The 17,248-nt window shown below is 69.9% G+C and carries 14 protein-coding genes and 3 tRNA genes; 2 read left to right on the top strand and 15 right to left on the bottom strand.

Features of this window, described 5'->3' with window-relative positions:
• Positions 1-51: 51 nt before the first annotated feature.
• Positions 52-1,248 carry a spinster family MFS transporter gene (locus tag ACSQ14_RS23260; RefSeq protein ID WP_436016989.1) on the bottom strand — a complete coding sequence of 399 codons (1,197 nt, stop codon included), beginning with the start codon at positions 1,246-1,248 and terminating at the stop codon, positions 52-54.
• 310 nt (positions 1,249-1,558) lie between these two features.
• On the opposite strand from ACSQ14_RS23260, the gene ACSQ14_RS23255 reads away from it, so the two are divergent.
• Positions 1,559-2,959, top strand: a complete 1,401-nt coding sequence (locus ACSQ14_RS23255) for a sensor histidine kinase (protein WP_436016987.1) — start codon at positions 1,559-1,561, stop codon at positions 2,957-2,959.
• Positions 2,960-2,981: 22 nt separating this feature from the next.
• On the opposite strand, the gene ACSQ14_RS23250 is transcribed toward ACSQ14_RS23255, so the two are convergent.
• Positions 2,982-3,380 (bottom strand): acyl-CoA thioesterase, encoded by a 399-nt coding sequence (locus ACSQ14_RS23250; RefSeq protein WP_436016985.1) that lies wholly within the window; start codon positions 3,378-3,380, stop codon positions 2,982-2,984.
• Positions 3,381-3,532: 152 nt separating this feature from the next.
• Here ACSQ14_RS23250 and ACSQ14_RS23245 point away from each other — a divergent pair, with 152 nt between their 5' ends.
• Entirely contained in the window at positions 3,533-5,350 is a 1,818-nt protein-coding gene (locus ACSQ14_RS23245; RefSeq protein WP_436016983.1) for a PQQ-dependent sugar dehydrogenase, read from the top strand.
• A 13-nt stretch (positions 5,351-5,363) separates the two neighbouring features.
• On the opposite strand, the gene ACSQ14_RS23240 is transcribed toward ACSQ14_RS23245, so the two are convergent.
• The 13 genes from ACSQ14_RS23240 to glpX form a co-directional block, all read right to left on the bottom strand.
• Positions 5,364-7,481 carry a hypothetical protein gene (locus ACSQ14_RS23240; protein WP_436016981.1) on the bottom strand — a complete coding sequence of 706 codons (2,118 nt, stop codon included), beginning with the start codon at positions 7,479-7,481 and terminating at the stop codon, positions 5,364-5,366.
• 67 nt (positions 7,482-7,548) lie between these two features.
• Complete coding sequence (locus ACSQ14_RS23235) at positions 7,549-10,224, bottom strand: TonB-dependent receptor plug domain-containing protein (RefSeq protein WP_436016979.1); 2,676 nt, start codon at positions 10,222-10,224, stop codon at positions 7,549-7,551.
• 207 nt (positions 10,225-10,431) lie between these two features.
• Entirely contained in the window at positions 10,432-11,079 is a 648-nt protein-coding gene (locus ACSQ14_RS23230; protein ID WP_436016977.1) for an OmpA family protein, read from the bottom strand.
• 8 nt (positions 11,080-11,087) lie between these two features.
• Complete coding sequence (locus tag ACSQ14_RS23225) at positions 11,088-11,639, bottom strand: hypothetical protein (RefSeq protein ID WP_436016975.1); 552 nt, start codon at positions 11,637-11,639, stop codon at positions 11,088-11,090.
• A 227-nt stretch (positions 11,640-11,866) separates the two neighbouring features.
• A tRNA-Arg gene (locus ACSQ14_RS23220) sits at positions 11,867-11,943 on the bottom strand.
• Between the two features lie 85 nt (positions 11,944-12,028).
• Positions 12,029-12,337 carry an ETC complex I subunit gene (locus ACSQ14_RS23215; protein WP_436016973.1) on the bottom strand — a complete coding sequence of 103 codons (309 nt, stop codon included), beginning with the start codon at positions 12,335-12,337 and terminating at the stop codon, positions 12,029-12,031.
• Between the two features lie 32 nt (positions 12,338-12,369).
• Positions 12,370-12,446, bottom strand: a tRNA-Pro gene (locus tag ACSQ14_RS23210).
• A 106-nt stretch (positions 12,447-12,552) separates the two neighbouring features.
• Entirely contained in the window at positions 12,553-12,975 is a 423-nt protein-coding gene (locus ACSQ14_RS23205) for a PaaI family thioesterase (RefSeq protein ID WP_436016971.1), read from the bottom strand.
• Positions 12,972-13,490, bottom strand: a complete 519-nt coding sequence (locus ACSQ14_RS23200) for a DUF192 domain-containing protein (RefSeq protein ID WP_436016969.1) — start codon at positions 13,488-13,490, stop codon at positions 12,972-12,974. Before ACSQ14_RS23200 ends, ACSQ14_RS23205 begins: the two co-directional genes overlap by 4 nt.
• 20 nt (positions 13,491-13,510) lie before the next feature.
• Complete coding sequence (locus ACSQ14_RS23195; RefSeq protein WP_436016967.1) at positions 13,511-14,107, bottom strand: cold-shock protein; 597 nt, start codon at positions 14,105-14,107, stop codon at positions 13,511-13,513.
• A gap of 142 nt (positions 14,108-14,249) precedes the next feature.
• Positions 14,250-14,324: transfer RNA gene (locus ACSQ14_RS23190), tRNA-Glu, on the bottom strand.
• 63 nt (positions 14,325-14,387) lie between these two features.
• Positions 14,388-16,190: a single-stranded-DNA-specific exonuclease RecJ gene (gene recJ / locus ACSQ14_RS23185; protein WP_436016965.1), complete on the bottom strand. Its 1,803-nt coding sequence runs from the start codon at positions 16,188-16,190 to the stop codon at positions 14,388-14,390.
• Positions 16,191-16,256: 66 nt separating this feature from the next.
• Positions 16,257-17,210 carry a class II fructose-bisphosphatase gene (gene glpX, locus ACSQ14_RS23180; RefSeq protein ID WP_436016963.1) on the bottom strand — a complete coding sequence of 318 codons (954 nt, stop codon included), beginning with the start codon at positions 17,208-17,210 and terminating at the stop codon, positions 16,257-16,259.
• Positions 17,211-17,248: the final 38 nt, after the last annotated feature.

The following is a 17,248-nucleotide window of genomic DNA, read 5'->3' as shown; positions in this document are numbered from 1 at the left end:
GAGTAGATCATCAGCCCCCGGCCTGCGGTCGGGGGCTGAATTTTTTGTCGGTCAGTCGACGTCCTCGACCATGTCGCGACGGATGTAGACCGCCGCAACCAGGAACGAGAGCGCGGCCAGGACCAGGCCGACGGGGACGATCAGCAGCGCGCGGCCGAGCGCCTCAGGCCCGAGGGTCGGGGTCAGCGCGTCGCTGATCATGCCGGCGAACAGCGGCCCCAGCCCGCCCATCATGGCGGTCCAGAACAGCAGGATCGCAGAGCTGCGCGCCCGCACCGCGACCGGCACGAGGCTGTGCAGGCAGGCCACGGTCAGCGCCAGGTAGGCGGTCGAGACGAGATTGCTCAAGGCGACGCAGAGGAGCGCCGCGCCACCCTGGGCGAACAGATAGGCGGCGATCCCGAACGGCACCGAGAACAGCGTCAACACCGTCAGCAGCGCCAACGGCCAGCGCGGATCCAGCCGTACGAGCCGGCCGCCCAGCCAGCCGACGCCCAGCATGGTGGTCATGCCCAGCGCCCCGTTCAGCAGGCCCAGATGCAGGCCGACGGTCCCTACCGACATGCCGTGCACCCGCATCAGGAAGGCCGGCGAGAAGGCGCCCGAGGCGTAGCCGCCGAAGGAGATGAAGCCACTCGCCGCGCAAAGCGCCAGCACGCTCGGCTTGCGCAGGATTCCGCGCAGGCTCGCGGTTTCCTGCTCGGCCTCGCGCTTGGGCAGCGGCTGCCCGCGGCCGATCGCCAGCAGCACGATCGGCGCCAGCACCAGGCCGATCGCGCCCATCAGCATGAAGGTGTAGCGCCAGCCGATCAGCTCGCCGACCATGCCGCCGGCGATCATGCCGGCCATCCCGCCGAGCGGCGCGCCCAGGGTCAGCACCGCCAGGGCGCTGGCGCGTCGCTCCGGCCGGAAGTTGCGCGAGATGTAGGCGTGGGCGGCGGGCGAGCTGCCGGCCTCGCCGAGCGCCACCCCGGCGCGGGTCGCCGCCAGCTGCCAGGCCGTGGTGACGAAGCCGCCGAGCAGGGTCATCAGGCTCCAGCCGGCCAGCGAGGCGCTGATCACCGTGCCGAAGCGGCCACGGTCGGCGAGCTTGGCGATCGGGATGCCGGCGACCGCATAGATCACCAGGAAGCCGACGCCGTTCAGCACGCCCAGGAAGGTGTCGCTGAGCCCGAGTTCGCGCTTCATCGGCTCGGCGAGGATCGCCGGCAGGAAACGGTCCAGATTGTTGAAGATCATCACCACCATGAGCAGCCCGACGGCCGCCCATGGATAAGCGGCCAGCACGCCCGAACGGGCGGGCGGGCAAGTCGCCTCTGCAGGCGAACGCGGGGCGCACGCTGTAATGGTTCGATCCTCCCCGGGCGCGTGCCGGACTGAGCGGATCGCCGCCCGGATCTTCGCGCCGTTATTGGTGGCGGCCTCGCAGGCCGGCCATCCTTTGGAGCGATATTGACCCGGTTATGATTTCCGCCACAAGGCCGCGCGACGATCCGCCCGCGAAAGGTTAGACTGGTCGTTCCGCCATCTGGGCAAGGCCGGTCGAGGGGCTGATCTGTTGTCGCAATGGGTGACCCGCGCGCCGGTGCAGCCACCGCTTCTCGAGGCGGTGATGGACCTCGACCAGGTCGTGCTCGATGCGCTGCCGATTGGCGTCTACGCCTGCGACCCGGACGGGTGCATCGTGCGCGTCAACCGCAAGGCCATGGAGCTATGGGGACGCGCGCCGCGCCTCCACGATGCGGCCGAGCGGTTCTGCGGCGCGTTTCGCGTCGAAAACCTGGACGGCCAGTACGTCCCGCCCGATGAGAGCCCGATGGCGCGCGCCGTTCGTCACGGCGAGAGCTTCGACGGCGCTGAAGCCGTCGTACAGAACGCCGATGGCCGCCGCTGGGTGGTGCGGGCCAATATAGCGCCGCTACGGGGCGCGAACGGCGCGGCCTTGGGGGCGATCAACTGCTTCCAGGATGTGACGCGCGAGCATGAGATGCAGTTGGCCGTCGAGCGGCAGCAGCGCAACTTCGACCTGGCGATGGTCGCGTCGCAGATGGGCACCTGGCGCTACAACCTCGCCGACAATATCTGCGTCTATGACGAGAACGCTCAGGGCCTTTACGGCCTGACCGAAGCCCGCTTCTTGCATGACGAGGCGGGCGTCAAAGCCAAGTTCCATCCGGACGACATGGACGAGATGTGGGGGCGCGTGGCGCTCGCGCTCGCCCCCGGCGGCGACGGCCGCTACGACGTCGAGTACCGGGTCAAACAGCTGGACGGATCTTGGCGCTGGCTCAGCGCCTGGGGCCTGGTGGAGTACGAAGGCCACGGCGCCGAGCGCAAGGCCGTCGCCATCGCCGGGGCCAGCCGCGACCTCACTGAGGTCAAGCAGGCCGGCGAGCACCAGGCGCTGCTGGTCAACGAGCTGAATCATCGCGTGAAGAATTCGCTGGCGACGGTGCAGTCGATCGTCAGCCAGACCCTGCGCGGCGCGACCGATCTGAGCGTGGCGCGCTCGGCGATCGACGCACGCATCGGATCCCTAGCCCGCGCCCACGACCTGCTGACCGAGCGCAACTGGGCCGGCGCCGAACTGGGGGATGTCGTCGCGCGCGCCGTCGAGCCGTTCGCGGCCAGCCAGGTCCGGCATGTTGGGCCCTCCATTCAGGTCTCGCCGCGACACGCGCTGGCGCTCTCCATGGCCTTGCATGAGCTGGCGACGAACGCTGCGAAGTACGGCGCCCTATCCTGTCGCGACGGCCTGGTGAATCTTGCCTGGACGGCCTCGGCGGGGGCGCTTGAAGTGCGCTGGCAGGAATGCGGCGGGCCGCCCGTGATCCGGCCCGAACGCCGCGGCTTCGGCACGCGGCTGCTGACCGAGGGGCTGGTGCGGGAGCTCGGCGGCGGGACGGAGCTCGACTACCGACCCGACGGCGTCTGCTGCACGATCACCGCCGCCCTCTAGCTTCGAACCGCGCCGCAGCCCCCTATTCCGCCGGCGGCAGAGCGATCGGCCGGCGCTCATGGTCGATGGCGACGAAGGTGAACACCGCCTCGGTGACCTTGCGCCGCTCCTCCGCGTGCCGTTCGCGCCGCCAGGCCTCGACCGCGATGCGCATCGAGCTGCGCCCGCGACTAACCAGGTCGGCGTAGACCGACACCTCGTCGCCGATCGCCACCGGCGACAGGAAGGTCATCGCCTCGACCGCGACCGTCACGGTCCGGCCGCGGGCGATCCGCATGGCGACCAGCCCCGCCGCAAGGTCCATCTGCGCCATCAGCCAGCCGCCGAAGATGTCGCCGCTGGGGTTGGCGTCGGCCGGCATCGCCGTCACCCGGATCGCCGGCTGGCGGTCGGCGCCGGGCGCCGGGGAATCGTCGGGCATGGTCGGACCTCAGGCGCTGAGCCGCGCGGCGTGCGCTGCAACCTGCGAACCCTTCACCGCCGAGCCGGCTTTCGCAACCGCTCACGTCCTGGGAGCACGACCGTGCGGCTTTGCCGTGCGTTGATGCCCATGACGACGACGCGGAGAGGACGATGGCTGAGATCTCCGGGACGATTGGGCGCGACGCCCTGACTGGGACGGCGGGCGCCGACATCCTGTCGGGCGGCGACGCGGGCGACCGGATCCTCGCCGGAGCCGGCGACGACGTCGTGCTTGGCCATAGCCTGGCCGATTTGCAGGCCGGCTCGGAGCGGATCGACGCGGCGCTGGTGGCCAGCGGCCTGGCGGCGCCGCTGTTCGCGGTCTCCCCGCCCGGCGATCCCGACCGGCTGTTCATCGTCGAACAGCGCACCGGGCGCATCCGCATCCTCGACCTCAACACCGGCCAGCTGAACGGCGACCATTTCCTCGACCTGCCGGACTCCGGCCTGGCCACCGGCAGCGAACAGGGCCTGCTGGGGCTGGCCTTCCATCCGGACTACGCCGCCAACGGGCGCTTCTTCGTCAACCTGACCAACGCCGCCGGCGACACCGAGGTGCGCGAATACCGCGCCGCCGACGCCAATCACGCCGACACCGCCTCCGCGCAGCTGGTGCTCGCTCTCGACCAGCCGTTCGCCAACCACAACGGCGGCTGGATGGCGTTCGGCCCGGACGGGATGCTCTACATCTCCAGCGGCGACGGCGGCTCGAGCGGCGACCCGAACAACAACGCCCAGAACCCCGACAGCCTGTTCGGCAAAATCCTGCGGATCGACGTCAACGGCGGCGACGCCTTCCCGGCGGACCCCGGCCGCAACTACGCCATCCCCGCCGGCAATCCGTTCGCCGGTCCGGCGGCGGGGGCCGACGAGGTCTGGCTGTACGGCCTGCGCAACCCGTGGCGGGCCAGCTTCGATGCGGCCACCGGCGACCTGTGGATCGGCGACGTCGGCGAGCGCGCGCGCGAAGAGATCGACGTCGCCCTGGCCGGACAGTCCGGCCTGAACTTCGGCTGGCGCTTCCAGGAAGGCTTCCAGCCATTCAGCGGGACGGCGCCCGGCGGGCTGACCAATCCGATCGTCGACTACGACCGCTCGACGCCGCTCTACAGCGGCTTCTCGGTGACCGGCGGCTACGTCTACCACGGGCCCGGCGGCATGCAGGGGCTGTACATCTTCGGCGACTTCGGCAGCGCCAACCTGTGGTCGCTGCGGCTGGAGAACGGCCAGGCGCAAGAGTTCCTGAACCGCAACGAACAGCTGGCGCTGACCGCCGGCGACTTCGATCAGCTGGCCTCGTTCGCCGTCGACGGCCGCGGCCGGCTGTACGCGATCGGCCTCGACGGCGAGATCCACCGGCTGACCCCGGGGGCCACGGTCGCCGACGGCGGCGATTTCCTACGCGGCGAGGATGGGAACGACCAACTGTGGGGCGGCCTCGGGCCCGACGACCTGCAGGGCAACACCGGCAACGACACCGTCAGCGGCGGCCTCGGCGGCGACTGGGTGGTCGGCGGCAAGGACGACGACTCGCTGTTCGGCAACGCCGGCGACGACATCGTCCTCGGCAACCTCGGCCAGGACAGCTGCGCCGGCGGCGCCGGAAACGACGTCGTGCGCGGCGGCCAGGGCCAGGACGTGGTCCGCGGCGGCCTGGGCGACGACTTCATATCCGGCGACCGTGGCGACGACGTGCTGACCGGCGGCGCCGGCGCTGACCTGTTCAACAGCTTCGCCCAGGCCGGCCTCGACCGGATCGAGGACTTCAACCGCGCCGAAGGCGACCGCCTGGTGCTGGAGGACCGTGCCGCCTTCGTGCTCACCCAGGAAGGCGCCGACGCCGTCGTCACCGTCGGCGGCGCAGCCCGGGTGGTGCTGGTGGGCGTCCAGGCCGCCAGCCTCACCGGCGACTGGATCATCGCCGGCTAGCTGTCGATCCGCCTTAGGTGACCACCACCCGCACCCGGCCGAGGTTCTGGACCCGGGCGAAGGGCGTGCCGTCGGCCTTGCGCTGGGCGGCGACCCGCAGGGTCGGGAAGTAGACCCCGGGCTTGGCGAAGCTATGGGTGCGCGTCAGCACCAGCTTTGGCGAGTGGGGCTTGGCCAGCGTCTCGGCGACCGGGAAGGCCCCGGCCCCGTCGAAGTCCCAGGCGGCGGAGACGATGACGCCGGCGTTCGGCGGGACCTCAGCCTCGGCGGTGAGCGTCACCGGCTGGCCGACTCGGACGTCGGCTCGCGTCTGGCCGTTCGCCCGCACCTGCACGACCGGCTGCACCGCCTTGCGCGCGGCGGCGGTCGCAGGGACCACGACCTGGCCGTCGTCGATCCTGTAGGCGGTCGACTCCGGCGGGGCGACGCCCTTCTCGACCCAGGCCGACACGTCGCGCAGCGCCTGGTGCAGCACGCCGAGGTAGCTGACGGTGCGGGTCGGATCCTCCTGCTGCTCGGAATCGCCATGCAGCGCGCGGTCGGTGAACCAGACGCGGAAGTTGCCGTCGAACCCGTCGCCGAGGTTCGCCTTCACCCGCTTGAGATACCAGTCGGCCTGCCAGGGGAAGGCCTCGCGGTCCCAGAGGCTTTCGACCAGGATCATCTTGCCCTGGAACTTGCCGCTCTGCGACGGGCCGCCGGCGGCGTTGGCGGCGAAGATCGGCCCCAGCAGCATGCGCCGCTGCGGGTAGATCGGCTGGCCGTCCGGCCGCAGGAACTGGTCCCAGACGTAGAAGTCGCGGCTCGGCGCCTGGTGGCGGTGATAGGTCTGCGCGGCGAGGAAGTTGCTGTTGTCGACCCGCACCTGGTCGCCCGGCTGGATTAAGCTGACGAGCTTGGCGCCCGGCGCGCTGAGGATGACCGTGTCGCCCTGGATCGCCCGCAGTTGCACGGTCTTGCCGGCCGCAGCCCCACTGAGGATCACCAGGTCGCCGCCGAGGAAATTCACCTCCGGCGGCGCGCCGGCGAGTTGGAAGGCGGCCGGAGCCTTCGCCGCCTGTTCCTGCATCGCCTGCCAGGCCTTGTCGGCGGTGCCGCGGGCCTGTCCGGGCATTCGGGCGACCGGCAGGCCGCGGCTCGCCGCCTCGCCGGCGGTGATCACCGCCTTGACCGTGCTGGGGTATTGCAGCCGCGCCTTGACCAGCGAGGCCGGCGGGTTGGCGCCGAGGTAGCCCGGGACCGTCCAGAAGTCGGTGAAATAGCTCGGGTCGGCCATGACGATGCCCGGATAGAGCACCGAGAAGGCGTGCACGCCCATGGTCTTGTAGCCGAACCACGACGGCGGCGGGAAACCCATGCGGGTGACCTCGCGCAGGGCGTCGCGCTCCTCCTCGTTCAGCCCGGCGTACATGTCGCCGCTGCCGCCGGCGTCGGTCGCGTCGACGATCTGCGGGAACTTGTCGTGCAGGATCCGCATCGCGTGCATGCGCACGGAGAACAGGTTGGGGATGGCGATCGGTGAGCCCATCACGAAGGGCACCGCCCCGTCCCAGACGCCGGTGGTCTTCTCGAAGCCGCCGATCGTGCGGAAGGCGCCGCCGCTGCCGCCGAAGACGTAGCCGTAGGGCCGGCCGCCGCCGAAGAACTTCTGGGCGACCAGGCGCGAATACTGCGCCGCCGCGGCGTTGGCGCGGTAGCCGCCGATCGTCTGGTCGGCGCCCATGCCCGGCATCTGCGCGCCGCCCGGCCCGCCGCCGTTGGTCTCGATCAGATAGGCGCCGCTGGCGACGGCGAAGCCGATCTTGTCTTCCTCGCCCTTGCCGTTCTGCGAGAGGTTTTCGCTGTCGGGAACCGGGGTGATGTATTGGAAGAAGCGGCCCTCGTACTTCTCCTTCGGCGGGAAGTAGAACGAGAACCGCGTGTCGGTGCCGGTGAAGCCGCCGTGCACGTAGCGGTGCCGCACCGGCGCGTCGCGCCATTCGTCGACGTCGATGTAGGGCTGGTTGAACAGCGGGTCGTTCAGCCCGCTCGACGGCGCGGCCGCCGCCTCGGCGGCGAACGCGCGGCCGGCGCCGGACAGGCCGAGCGCGGACGCTCCCAGCAGAAAGAGCGATTTGCGACGACTGATCACGGCGTCTCTCCTCAAAGCGAACCGAAGGTGTCGCGGGACGACTGTAGTCGCCCCGCCGAGGTCGAGGTCAGAATTTCTTGCTGACGCCGAGTTGGACGACGCGTCCGATGCTGGAGACCGCGTAACCGTCCAGCGAGTTCAGGACGCCGTTGTAGGCCGGCGGGTCCTCATTGAAGATGTTGTCGACGTTGAAGGTCAGCGACAGGTCCTTGGTCATCCCTTGGCCGTTGAAGTCGTATTCGACGAAGGTGTTGACGACGTTGAACGACTTGATGCGGCTCTGATTGAGATTGGACGCCAGCGGCGCGACGTCCCATCCGCCCAGGTGGTTGAGCGTGGCCTGGGCCCGCAGGTTGCCGACCACGGCGCCGAGCGTCGTCGACAGCTGGAACCGCGACTGGTTGTCGACCGTGTTGACGAAGGGCGCGCCGGCGACCGCCTTTTCCTTGCGGTCCAGCACATAATTGCCGCCGATGTTGCCGTAGACCGAGCCGAAGCTGGTGTCGGCCGTATAGCCGATCGAGAAGTCCAGGCCGTCGGTTTCGACTTCGGCTAGGTTGGTCCGCCGCCCGTCGGCGATGGAATAGACCTGTCCGGGCGCCACGGTGTAGGGCGCGACCATCGCCAGCCCGCCCGGCGCCTGCGCGGCCAGCGCCTGCACTTGGGCGATGGTCGGGTTCATGATGTAGTTGCCGGTAAACAGCGTGTAGAAGGTCGACGGATTGAAGACCGGCGGGATGTCGATCAGGTTCTTGAACTTGATGTTGTAGTAGTTGACCGTCATCGAGAGCCCCTCGACGATCGGCGGCTTGACGTCGAAGCCCAGCGACCAGGTGGTGGATTTCTGCGGCTTCAGGTCGGTGCCGCCGCCGCCCAGGAAGACCTGCGCCTGACCGGGAACCGGCGCCACGGCGGGGTTGGCGAACAGGATCAGCGGGAAGGCGAAGATGGTCGGCGGGGCCGCACTGGCGCCGTCGGCGAGGCTGGGCGCCTGGAACGACTTGCCCCAGGTGCCGCGCAGCTGGAGCCAGTCGATCGGCTCGTAGTTCAGGCCGAACTTCGGATTGAAGGTGCCGCCGAAGTCGCTGTAGTGGTCCCAGCGGCCCGAGGCCGACAGGCTGAGCGAATAGACGCCGCCGAAGCGGTTGCCGTCGCCGACGATCGGCACCTGCATCTCGCCGAACACCGCGCCGACGTCGCGCCGGTCGGCGTTCAACGGGATGGCGTCGACCTCCCAGGGGGCGACGGTGCCGTCGATCTGCGACTCGTACTTCTCGTGGATGTACTCCGCGCCGACCGCGAGCTTGATCGCGCCGCCCGGCAGGGTCGCCAGGTCGCCGTCGAGGATCACCCGGCCGTTGACCAGCTCGTTCTTGCCCAGGCCGTAGTCGAGGGCGGGCAGGCCGGGCAGCAGGGCCGCGTTGGCCGGATTGCTCAGGTTGTACGGGTCGAAGGCGCCGGTCAGCACCAGGGTGGAGAGCGTCCCGTCGTCGAGCTTCTCGTTGGCGACCTTAGAGCGGCCCTTGCCGAAGTTGCCGAGCACCCGCAGCTGCCAGCCGTGGCCGAGGTCCGCGGCCATCGACGGCGTGACGCCCCAGGTCTCCAGCTGGGTGCGCTGGTTGGTGCTGCCGCCGAACACCGGCGTGAAGTCCATCGACACCGATTGCGCGGCGAAGGCGTTGGCGCCGCCAACGCTGCGGTAGAACGGGTTGAACACCAAGCCCGGTGCGAACGGATTGACCGGGGCGATGGTCGCCGTGCCGGTCAGCGGCCCGCCGTTCCCCTCGTTCACCCGGTGCATGTAGAAGCCCTTCAGGTCGAAGGTGACCGGGCCGCCGTTGTTGTAAGCCGCGCCGCCGAACAGCGAGTGGCGCTTCTCGGTCGGATAGAAGGTGCGGTTGTCGCTGAGATCGCAGCGGTTGCCGTTGCCCAGCGTCAGGCCCGGCAGCGCATAGACCGAGGCGCCGATGGAGACGTTGCCCGGGGCGCAGGTCAGGTCGAGCGGCAAGCCGGTTTGGTAGTCGAGCCGGCGGACATAGTCGCGGTCCCGCCCGTACAGCGAGTCATGCCACGCGTAGTTGTAGCTGAGGTAGGCCGAGGCCGGCCCCCAGATCTTGCCCACGGTCAGGGTGGTGTCGGCGCTCTGGTAGTCCTCGCCGAAGCCGTAGCGGGCCTTGGCTTCAGCGCCGTCGAAGTTCTTGCGGGTGATGAAGTTGATCACCCCGCCGACCGCGTCGGCGCCATAGATCGACGAGCCGCCGTCGAGCACGATCTCGACCCGGTCGATCGCGCCCGGCGCGATGGCGTCGGGGTCCGGCACGGTCTGGCGCACGCCCATGCCCGGCAGGCGATGGCCGTCCACCAGCACCAGGGTCGACGAGCCGCCGCCCGAGGCGCCCGGCAGGTTGCGCAGGTTCGGGCGATTGATGGTGATCTGGGTCGACGACACCGCCGAGACGATCGGCGCGCTGTTGAACGAGGCGGCCTGCGGCACCGTCGCCAGCAGTTGCGCCGTCGAGGTCGCGCCGGTCGCGGTGATCTCCTCGCGGCCGACCGAGACCACCTCGGAGCCGGACGGCGCGACGCCGCGCAGCAGCGTGCCGGTGACGACGATCTCCGAAAGCTCGGTCGAACCGCCGGCCCCGGTCGGCTGGTTCATTCCGGTGGTCTGCGCCGTCGCCGATCCGGCGATGGCGTACACGCTCGCAGCGCCAAACAGCGCCAAGACAGCCCGCTTCGACATTTCCTGCCCCGATGTATTCGCGGTGGCGCTGACGGCCACGCTTCTTATTTCTGTTATTTAAAAAACTTGCTGAAAAAAGCAAGCCTCACCGGCGGGGCGGAGCCGGAGAGGAACAAGGCAGGCAGACGCGGGCGTCGCCGACGTCAGAAAGCGGGACTTTGACCTAGCGCGAGGTTGGGGAGCAGCTTCCCCAACCCTATTGGGACGCTAGCCGCCGATGACGATCTCCACCCGCCGGTTGCGCTGACGCCCGGCCCCGTCGTCCGATCCGTCCGGCCGGGTGTTCGCCGCGACAGGTCGCGTCGCGCCAAAGCCCTTGGCCGTGAGTGTCACGGGCGCGCCGGCCAGCTGGGTCTTCAGCCAGGCCTCCACCGCTCGGGCGCGGCGCTCCGATAGCGCCTGATTGTAGGCTGCGCCGCCCTTGGCGTCGGTGTGCCCCTCCACCCGGATCGGCTTTCCAAGACGCGCAGCGCCGGCGGCGATGGCCTCCAGCAACGGCTCGGCGTCCTTGCGGACCTGGGCCTTGTCGAAGTCGAACAGGATGTCGCTCTGCAGGTTGAGTCGCAGCTGCTCGCCCTCGACCCTCGCGCCCAGGCCTGGGAACCGGCCGCTGAGATCCGAAGCCAGGTTGGCCAGCGGCTCGGAGCGTCCGGTCGTCGCCTGCTGCATTCCGGCGAGCGGATCGATCCGCGCCTTCAGCAAATCGACGCGGCCGCGGGTCAGGGCCTCCTGGGCGACGGCGTCGGCCCGCGGGGTGTCGGCGTCCTGCGGCCCCCATGGCTGGGCCGCGGCCGGCGCGGCGGCGGCCAGCGCTCCGACGGCGGCCATCGCCGCCAGGCCGCTCATGCTTGCCATGGCCAACCTCAGCGGTCGCTCAGGGGAATGTTCTCGATCGCCTCGACCTCGGGCAGGGTCAGGCTGATGGTCTTGATCTCGGCGGGCGGCGCCGGGAACTTGCCCCACCAGGTCCCGGCCAGAGGCGCGTCCTGGGTCACCTTGACCATCATGTCCGGGGGCGTCAGCGGCATGCCGTCCGCATCGGTCAGCAGAAAGTACTTCCGATCCCCGGCGACTACGGCGATCTCTTGCTGGGCTTTCTTGGGGTTGGGGTAGAGCGTGTGGAAGTCGGTCGCCCCGCCGGGCGCCCGCACCGGCCCGAAGCGGATCTTCACGGTCAGTATGCCGTTCTGCCGCACGGCCTCGACCACCTGGGCCTCGGCCGTTCCGTGTGAGGTCATGCCCCGCGCAATCACCGTTTCCGTCTGCGCCGCGCGAACGTCTCGCGCCTGGGCGGTGTCTAGAGCCGTGGGCGCGGCGGCCACCGGCCCAGGCGCGCCGCCCTGCGCCGGTTTTTCGCCGCACCCGGCAAGGCCCAAAGCCGCGCCGACAACAACCAGAACGATACGGGACGCCATGCCCACTCCCCAACTGAACGCCAAGCCGAACAAGGCCGAGAGCCTTGTGAAAGCGCTAGCGGGCGATTTGGTTGTAAAAGCGGCGATCCTCACAACGCCTGGTGGCGATGGAGCCTCCGCGGCGCGAGCGAAACGGTCCATCCCACCCTTTGCCGAACGGAACTTCCTTCAGGTGGGAAACGCCAGTGGAAAGCGCGCCACGACCGAGTGGTCGCGCCAATCCTGATTGGCGCGCCCGGCAGGACTCGAACCTGCAACCGTCCGCTTAGAAGGCGGATGCTCTATCCGGTTGAGCTACGGGCGCCTTGAGCCATTCCGATCGGGAACGGCTCGACTTGAATAACCGGACCGCGTGCGACCGCCAAACCGGCGGGCGCGCGCCGACAGGCTCAGTGCGTCCAGGGAAACTTGCGGCCGAAGGCGAAGTTGTCGGCGTAGGCCTTGATGATTCGGCGGGCCGGCTTGTCGTCGAACAGCTGGAAGGCGATGCCGTGCTGATCGGCGTAGCGCACCGCCTCTTCCTTGGTCTCGAATGACAGCTGCACCTGGCTGGACGCGGTGTCGGTGGTCTGGGTCCAGCCCATCAGCGCATCGGGACGCCGCGCGGCGCTCGGCTCGAACTCCAGCATCCAGTCCTTGGTCTTGGCCTTGCCGGACTGCATGGCGTTCTTCGACGGCTTGAAAATGCGCGCGAGCATCTAAATCCCTTAAAACCCGTCAGCCGGTGTGGTGGTCGGGGCGGCAAGATTCGAACTTGCGACCCTCTGCTCCCAAAGCAGATGCGCTACCAGGCTGCGCTACACCCCGAAACCACAACTCATCCAACCCATCGACGCAGGCGCCCCGGCCAGGCGCTGCGTCGGCTCGCGTGATAGCCGCATCTTCCCCAATCGCCAACCGGCAGGATCGCCGACTACGACGTCCCCATAAGCTTGAACACCCCGGTGGCGCGCCCCACCAAATGACGGCCGATGAACGCGCTGCCTTCGGCGAAGGCGACATCCCGCGTCGCATGGTTCATCCGCGCTTCGCCGCGCAGCCATTCGCCCTTGCGCGCCATGCGCAGGAAATCGACCGACAGATGTATGGTGACGCCGGTGCGGCCGGCCGCGCGGTAGACCGCCGAGCCCAGCAGACTGTCCAGGAAGGCCGACAGCATGCCGCCGTGCAGCAGGCCCAGCCCATTGGTGTGCCGCGGCAGGATGAACAGCGCGTGCTCGACGCCGTCGGCCTCCGGCCGGTGGAACACCGGGCCATTGTGGCCGGCGAACTCGCTGCGGGGCGGCATCCGCACGAACCCCTCCGGCGGGGCCGGAATCAGGCTGTCGTCGCTCACTGCGGGAAGATCCGGTGGACCACCTTGTCGCCCGGCAGCAGGCCGATCTGCGCCGCCCGTCCGGCCGCCAGCTCGAGCACGGCGCGAATCTGCCCGCCGGCCGGCAGCGGCGTCTCGTCCAGCGGCCGCGCGCTGCGGGCGATCGACAGCACCCGGCCGTCCGGGCGGATGAAGACGATGTCCAGGGGAATGAGCGTGTTGCGCATCCAGAAAGCGACGTTGTTGGTCGGCTTGCCGAAGTCGAACAGCATGCCGCGGTCAGCCGCCAGCCCCTTGCGGCACATCATGCCGATCTCCCGCTCCTGCGGGGTGTCGGCGTTCTCGACCTGGAAGTTGAAGCGGCCGCGGCTGGTGGTCACCGACAGCGGCTGCAGCGGCTTGAGCTCCGCCTGCCCGGCGCCGGCCTCACAGGCGCGGCTGCTCGGCGCGGGCGCCGCATAAGCCGCCCCGGCTCCGGCCAGCAGCACAGCAGCGGCGATCAGCGACCGCCGGACGGCGCGCGGAATGTAGGGCAAAGAGAGGCCTCCGTATGGGCTCAGCCCAGGCTGGAGGACTCGATCTCGGCGACGACGAGGCCCTTCGGCCCCTCGGCGAACCGCACCCGCACGTCCTCGCCCGGCTGCAGGTCCTCCATACCAGACCGACGCAGAGTCTCGATATGGACGAAGATGTCGCCCGGCTGGCCGTCGCGGACGACGAAGCCGTAGCCCTTGGTGCGGTTGAACCACTTCACCTTGGCCGGCTCCAGCGGGCCGGACGCCTCGGTCGGGCGCCGCGGGCGGCTGATCATGCCGTCGAAGCCGTCGCGCTCGCGCCGCGGGCCCTCGTCGCGGCCCCGGCGCTCGCTCGGCGGCGGGGCGGAACTCTCGTCCAGCTCGACGACCTCGGCCACCTGCCACCCCTTGGCCCGGCGGACGACGTCGCAAGTAATGGTGGAGCCTTCGAGCGCGTGTTCGCGCCCGGAACTGCGCAGGCAGGTGACGTGCAGCAGGACGTCCTTCAGATCGGTCTGGCCTGGATCGTCTGGAACGATGAATCCATACCCCTTCGCCGCGTCGAACCACTTGACGCGACCGGAGATCCGCACGGCCAAGGCCGTCGCATCCACCTGCTCAAATTCGTAACCAGCCATGTGCCCCTCGGCCCGTTACCCCCGATCACCATCGGAAAAGGCCAACTATAACAGTGTTCGAGGAAAACGACGGACGTCAATGGGGATTTACGCGGCGGCGCATGACCGGCGCCCGTCTGATGGGCAAATCCGGAGAAGCGCGTGGCAGTCCCTAGGGGAGTCGAACCCCTCTCTTCAGGTTGAAAACCTGACGTCCTAACCGATAGACGAAGGGACCGCGGCGCGGAGGGCGGCTCTATAGCCAGCTTCCGGGGGGGCATCAAGGCCCTGTTTCGAAACTTTAGACAGAACGCGGATCCGCCGCATCCTCGATCTCGAACTGCACGCCCTCGCGCCCCTGCCAATCGTCAGGCTTCAGACGACCGGCGACATGAATCGCCCCGCCCTCCTGCAGCAGCCGGCGTCCCATCTCCGAATCCTCGACCCGCCAGGCCACCGCCTTCAGCTTGCCGCCGGTGCGGTCGACCAGGGTGCAGCGCACGTGGCCGCCGCGCATGGCCATCGGCCGCTCGATTCGCACGCTGGCGGCGGCGAACAGCGGCTCCGGATTGCCCGGCCCGAACGGGGCCAGCCGCTGGAAGTCCTGCCACAGCCCGCGGTCGCAGCCGGCGGTGGTGACGACCGCGTCGATCTCCAGCCCGTCGGCGGCGCTGGCGATCTCCATCTCGCCAGCCAGCCGCTCACAGAGGAACTCGCGCAGCTCGGGAATCGTATCGGGCCGCACCGACAGCCCCGCGGCCATGGCGTGGCCGCCCCCGGCCAGCAGCAAGCCCTCGTCGTAGGCGGCCTGCACCGCCCGGCCGAGGTTGACGCCCGGCTGCGACCGGCCCGAGCCCTTGCCGACGTTGGCGCCCCGGTCGACGCCGATGACGATCACCGGCTTGCGGTAGCGCTCACGAAGCCGCCCGGCGACGATGCCGATCACCCCGGGGTGCCAGCCGTCGGCGCTGACCAGCAGCACCGGCGCGTCGGCCTGGTTGCTCTCGCGCTCGATGATTCGCACCGCCGCCTCGATCACCTGGCGCTCGACCTCCTTGCGCGAGGCGTTCAGCTCGTCGAGCTCCTGGGCCAGCGCCTGCGCCTCCACCGGATCGTCGGTCGACAGCAGCCGCGCGCCGAGGTCGGACCGGCCGATCCGGCCGCCGGCGTTGATTCGCGGGCCCAGCACGAAGCCGACGTGGAACACCGTGGCCGGGCCTTGGCTCTTGGCGACCTCCAGCAGGGCCTTCAGGCCCGGATTGCGCCAGGCGGACATCACCTTCAGCCCCTGCGCCGCCAGCGCCCGGTTGAAGCCCACCAGCTGGGTCACGTCGCAGATCGCGCCCATCGCCGCCAGGTCCAGCCACTGGCGCAGGTCCGGCTCCGGCCGGTCGCCGAACAGCCCGCGGCGGCGCGCCTCGCGGTTCAGCGCCGCCAGCAGCACGAAGGTCACCCCGGCCGCGGCCAGCCGCCCCTGCCCCGACTGGCAGTCCGGGCGGTTCGGGTTCACCAGGGCGGCGACCTTGGGAAGCTCTTCGTCCCGCATCAGGTGGTGGTCGATCACCACCACCTCGAGGCCGATCTCGGCGGCGCAGGCCAGGGCGTCGTAGGCCGCCGCCCCGCAGTCGACGGTGACCACCAGCTCGGCGCCGTCGGCCTTCAGCTGGCGGAAGGCGGCCGGCGACGGGCCGTAGCCTTCGGCCACCCGGTCCGGCACATAGATCGACAGCTCGTGGCCGAGCGTGCGGAACCAGCGGACAAGCTGGGCGGCGGAAGACGCCCCGTCGACGTCGTAGTCGGCGAACACCACGACCGCGCGGCGCCGCTCCAGCGCGTCGACCAGCACCGCGGCGGCCCGGTCCATATCGGTGAAGCAGGACGGGTCGGGGAACAGCGCCTTGAGCGTCGGATTGAGATAGTCCGGCCCCTCGCCGTGACCGACGCCGCGCGAGGCCAGCGCCCGGGCCAGCGGCTCGGAGAGCCCCAGGCTCAGCTGGTGGCGGCGGACCAGGTCGGAATCGGCCGCGCGCGCGCGCCAGGCGCGGCCGGTGAGCGAGCGGTGGACGCCGAGATAGGCCTCGGCGTCGAGTTCATCGAGACTCATGGCGCCGTTGTCGCACGACTCGCCGCCAGCACGCCCCCCGCACAGAGTCGCGGCGCGGCGGCGACGTCAGACCGGCCGGCGCATACGCACCTCGCGCACGGTGCGCGTCGCGGAGTTCATCACCAGCGAGTGGGTGTGCAGGAAGCCGTGCTGCACCTTCACCCCGTCGAGCAGTGCGCCCTTGGTCACGCCGGTGGCGGCGAAGATGGCGTCCTCGCGGACCAGCTCGTGCAGGTCGTACTTCTTGTCGAGATTCTCGATCCCGACGCGACGGGCGCGCGCCCGCTCGTCGGCGTTGCGGAACACCAGCCGCCCCTGGAACTGACCGCCGACGCATTTCAGCGCCGCGCAGGCGAGCACGCCTTCCGGCGCCCCGCCCTGCCCCAGATAGAGGTCGACGCCGGTCTCGGGATCGGCGGTGTTGATCACGCCGGCGATGTCGCCGTCGGCGATCAGCGCGACCCGCGCGCCAGCCTCGCGCACCGAGGCGATGATCTCGGCATGGCGCGGCCGGTCCAGCACGCAGACGGTGATCTCGGAGGCGGCCACGCCCTTGGCCGCGGCCAGCGCCACGACGTTCTGCGCCGGGGTCCGGTCGAGATCGATCACGCCGGCCGGGTAGCCCGGCCCGCAGGCGATCTTGTCCATGTAGGCGCCGGGGAGTTTCAGCAGGGAGCCGCGCGGCGCCCAGGCCATCACCGCGAGCGCATTGCCCATGGCCTTGGCGGTGAGCGTCGTGCCCTCCAGCGGGTCGAGCGCGATATCGAGCTGGAACGGCCCGCCGCGGCCGACCTTCTCGCCGATGTAGAGCACCGGCGCCTCTTCGCGTTCGCCTTCGCCGATGACGATCTCGCCGTCGATCTCGAGTTCGTCGAGCGCGGCGCGCATGGCGTCGGCGGCCGCCCGGTCGGCGGCCATCTCGTCGCCGCGGCCGGACAGGGTCCAGGCGGCGACGGCCGCGCTCTCGGTCACCCGGACGGCGGCCAGGACCAGGCTGCGGTCGAGAAGCTGCTCGCTCATAGTCCTACTCGTCTCCCGCTCGCTGGCGCGACTGCGTG

The organism is Phenylobacterium sp. LjRoot219, from assembly GCF_964252995.1.
Lineage (GTDB): Bacteria > Pseudomonadota > Alphaproteobacteria > Caulobacterales > Caulobacteraceae > Phenylobacterium.
Note: the sequence above shows the minus strand (reverse complement) of the source record. Positions and strands in the feature narration are given on the sequence as shown.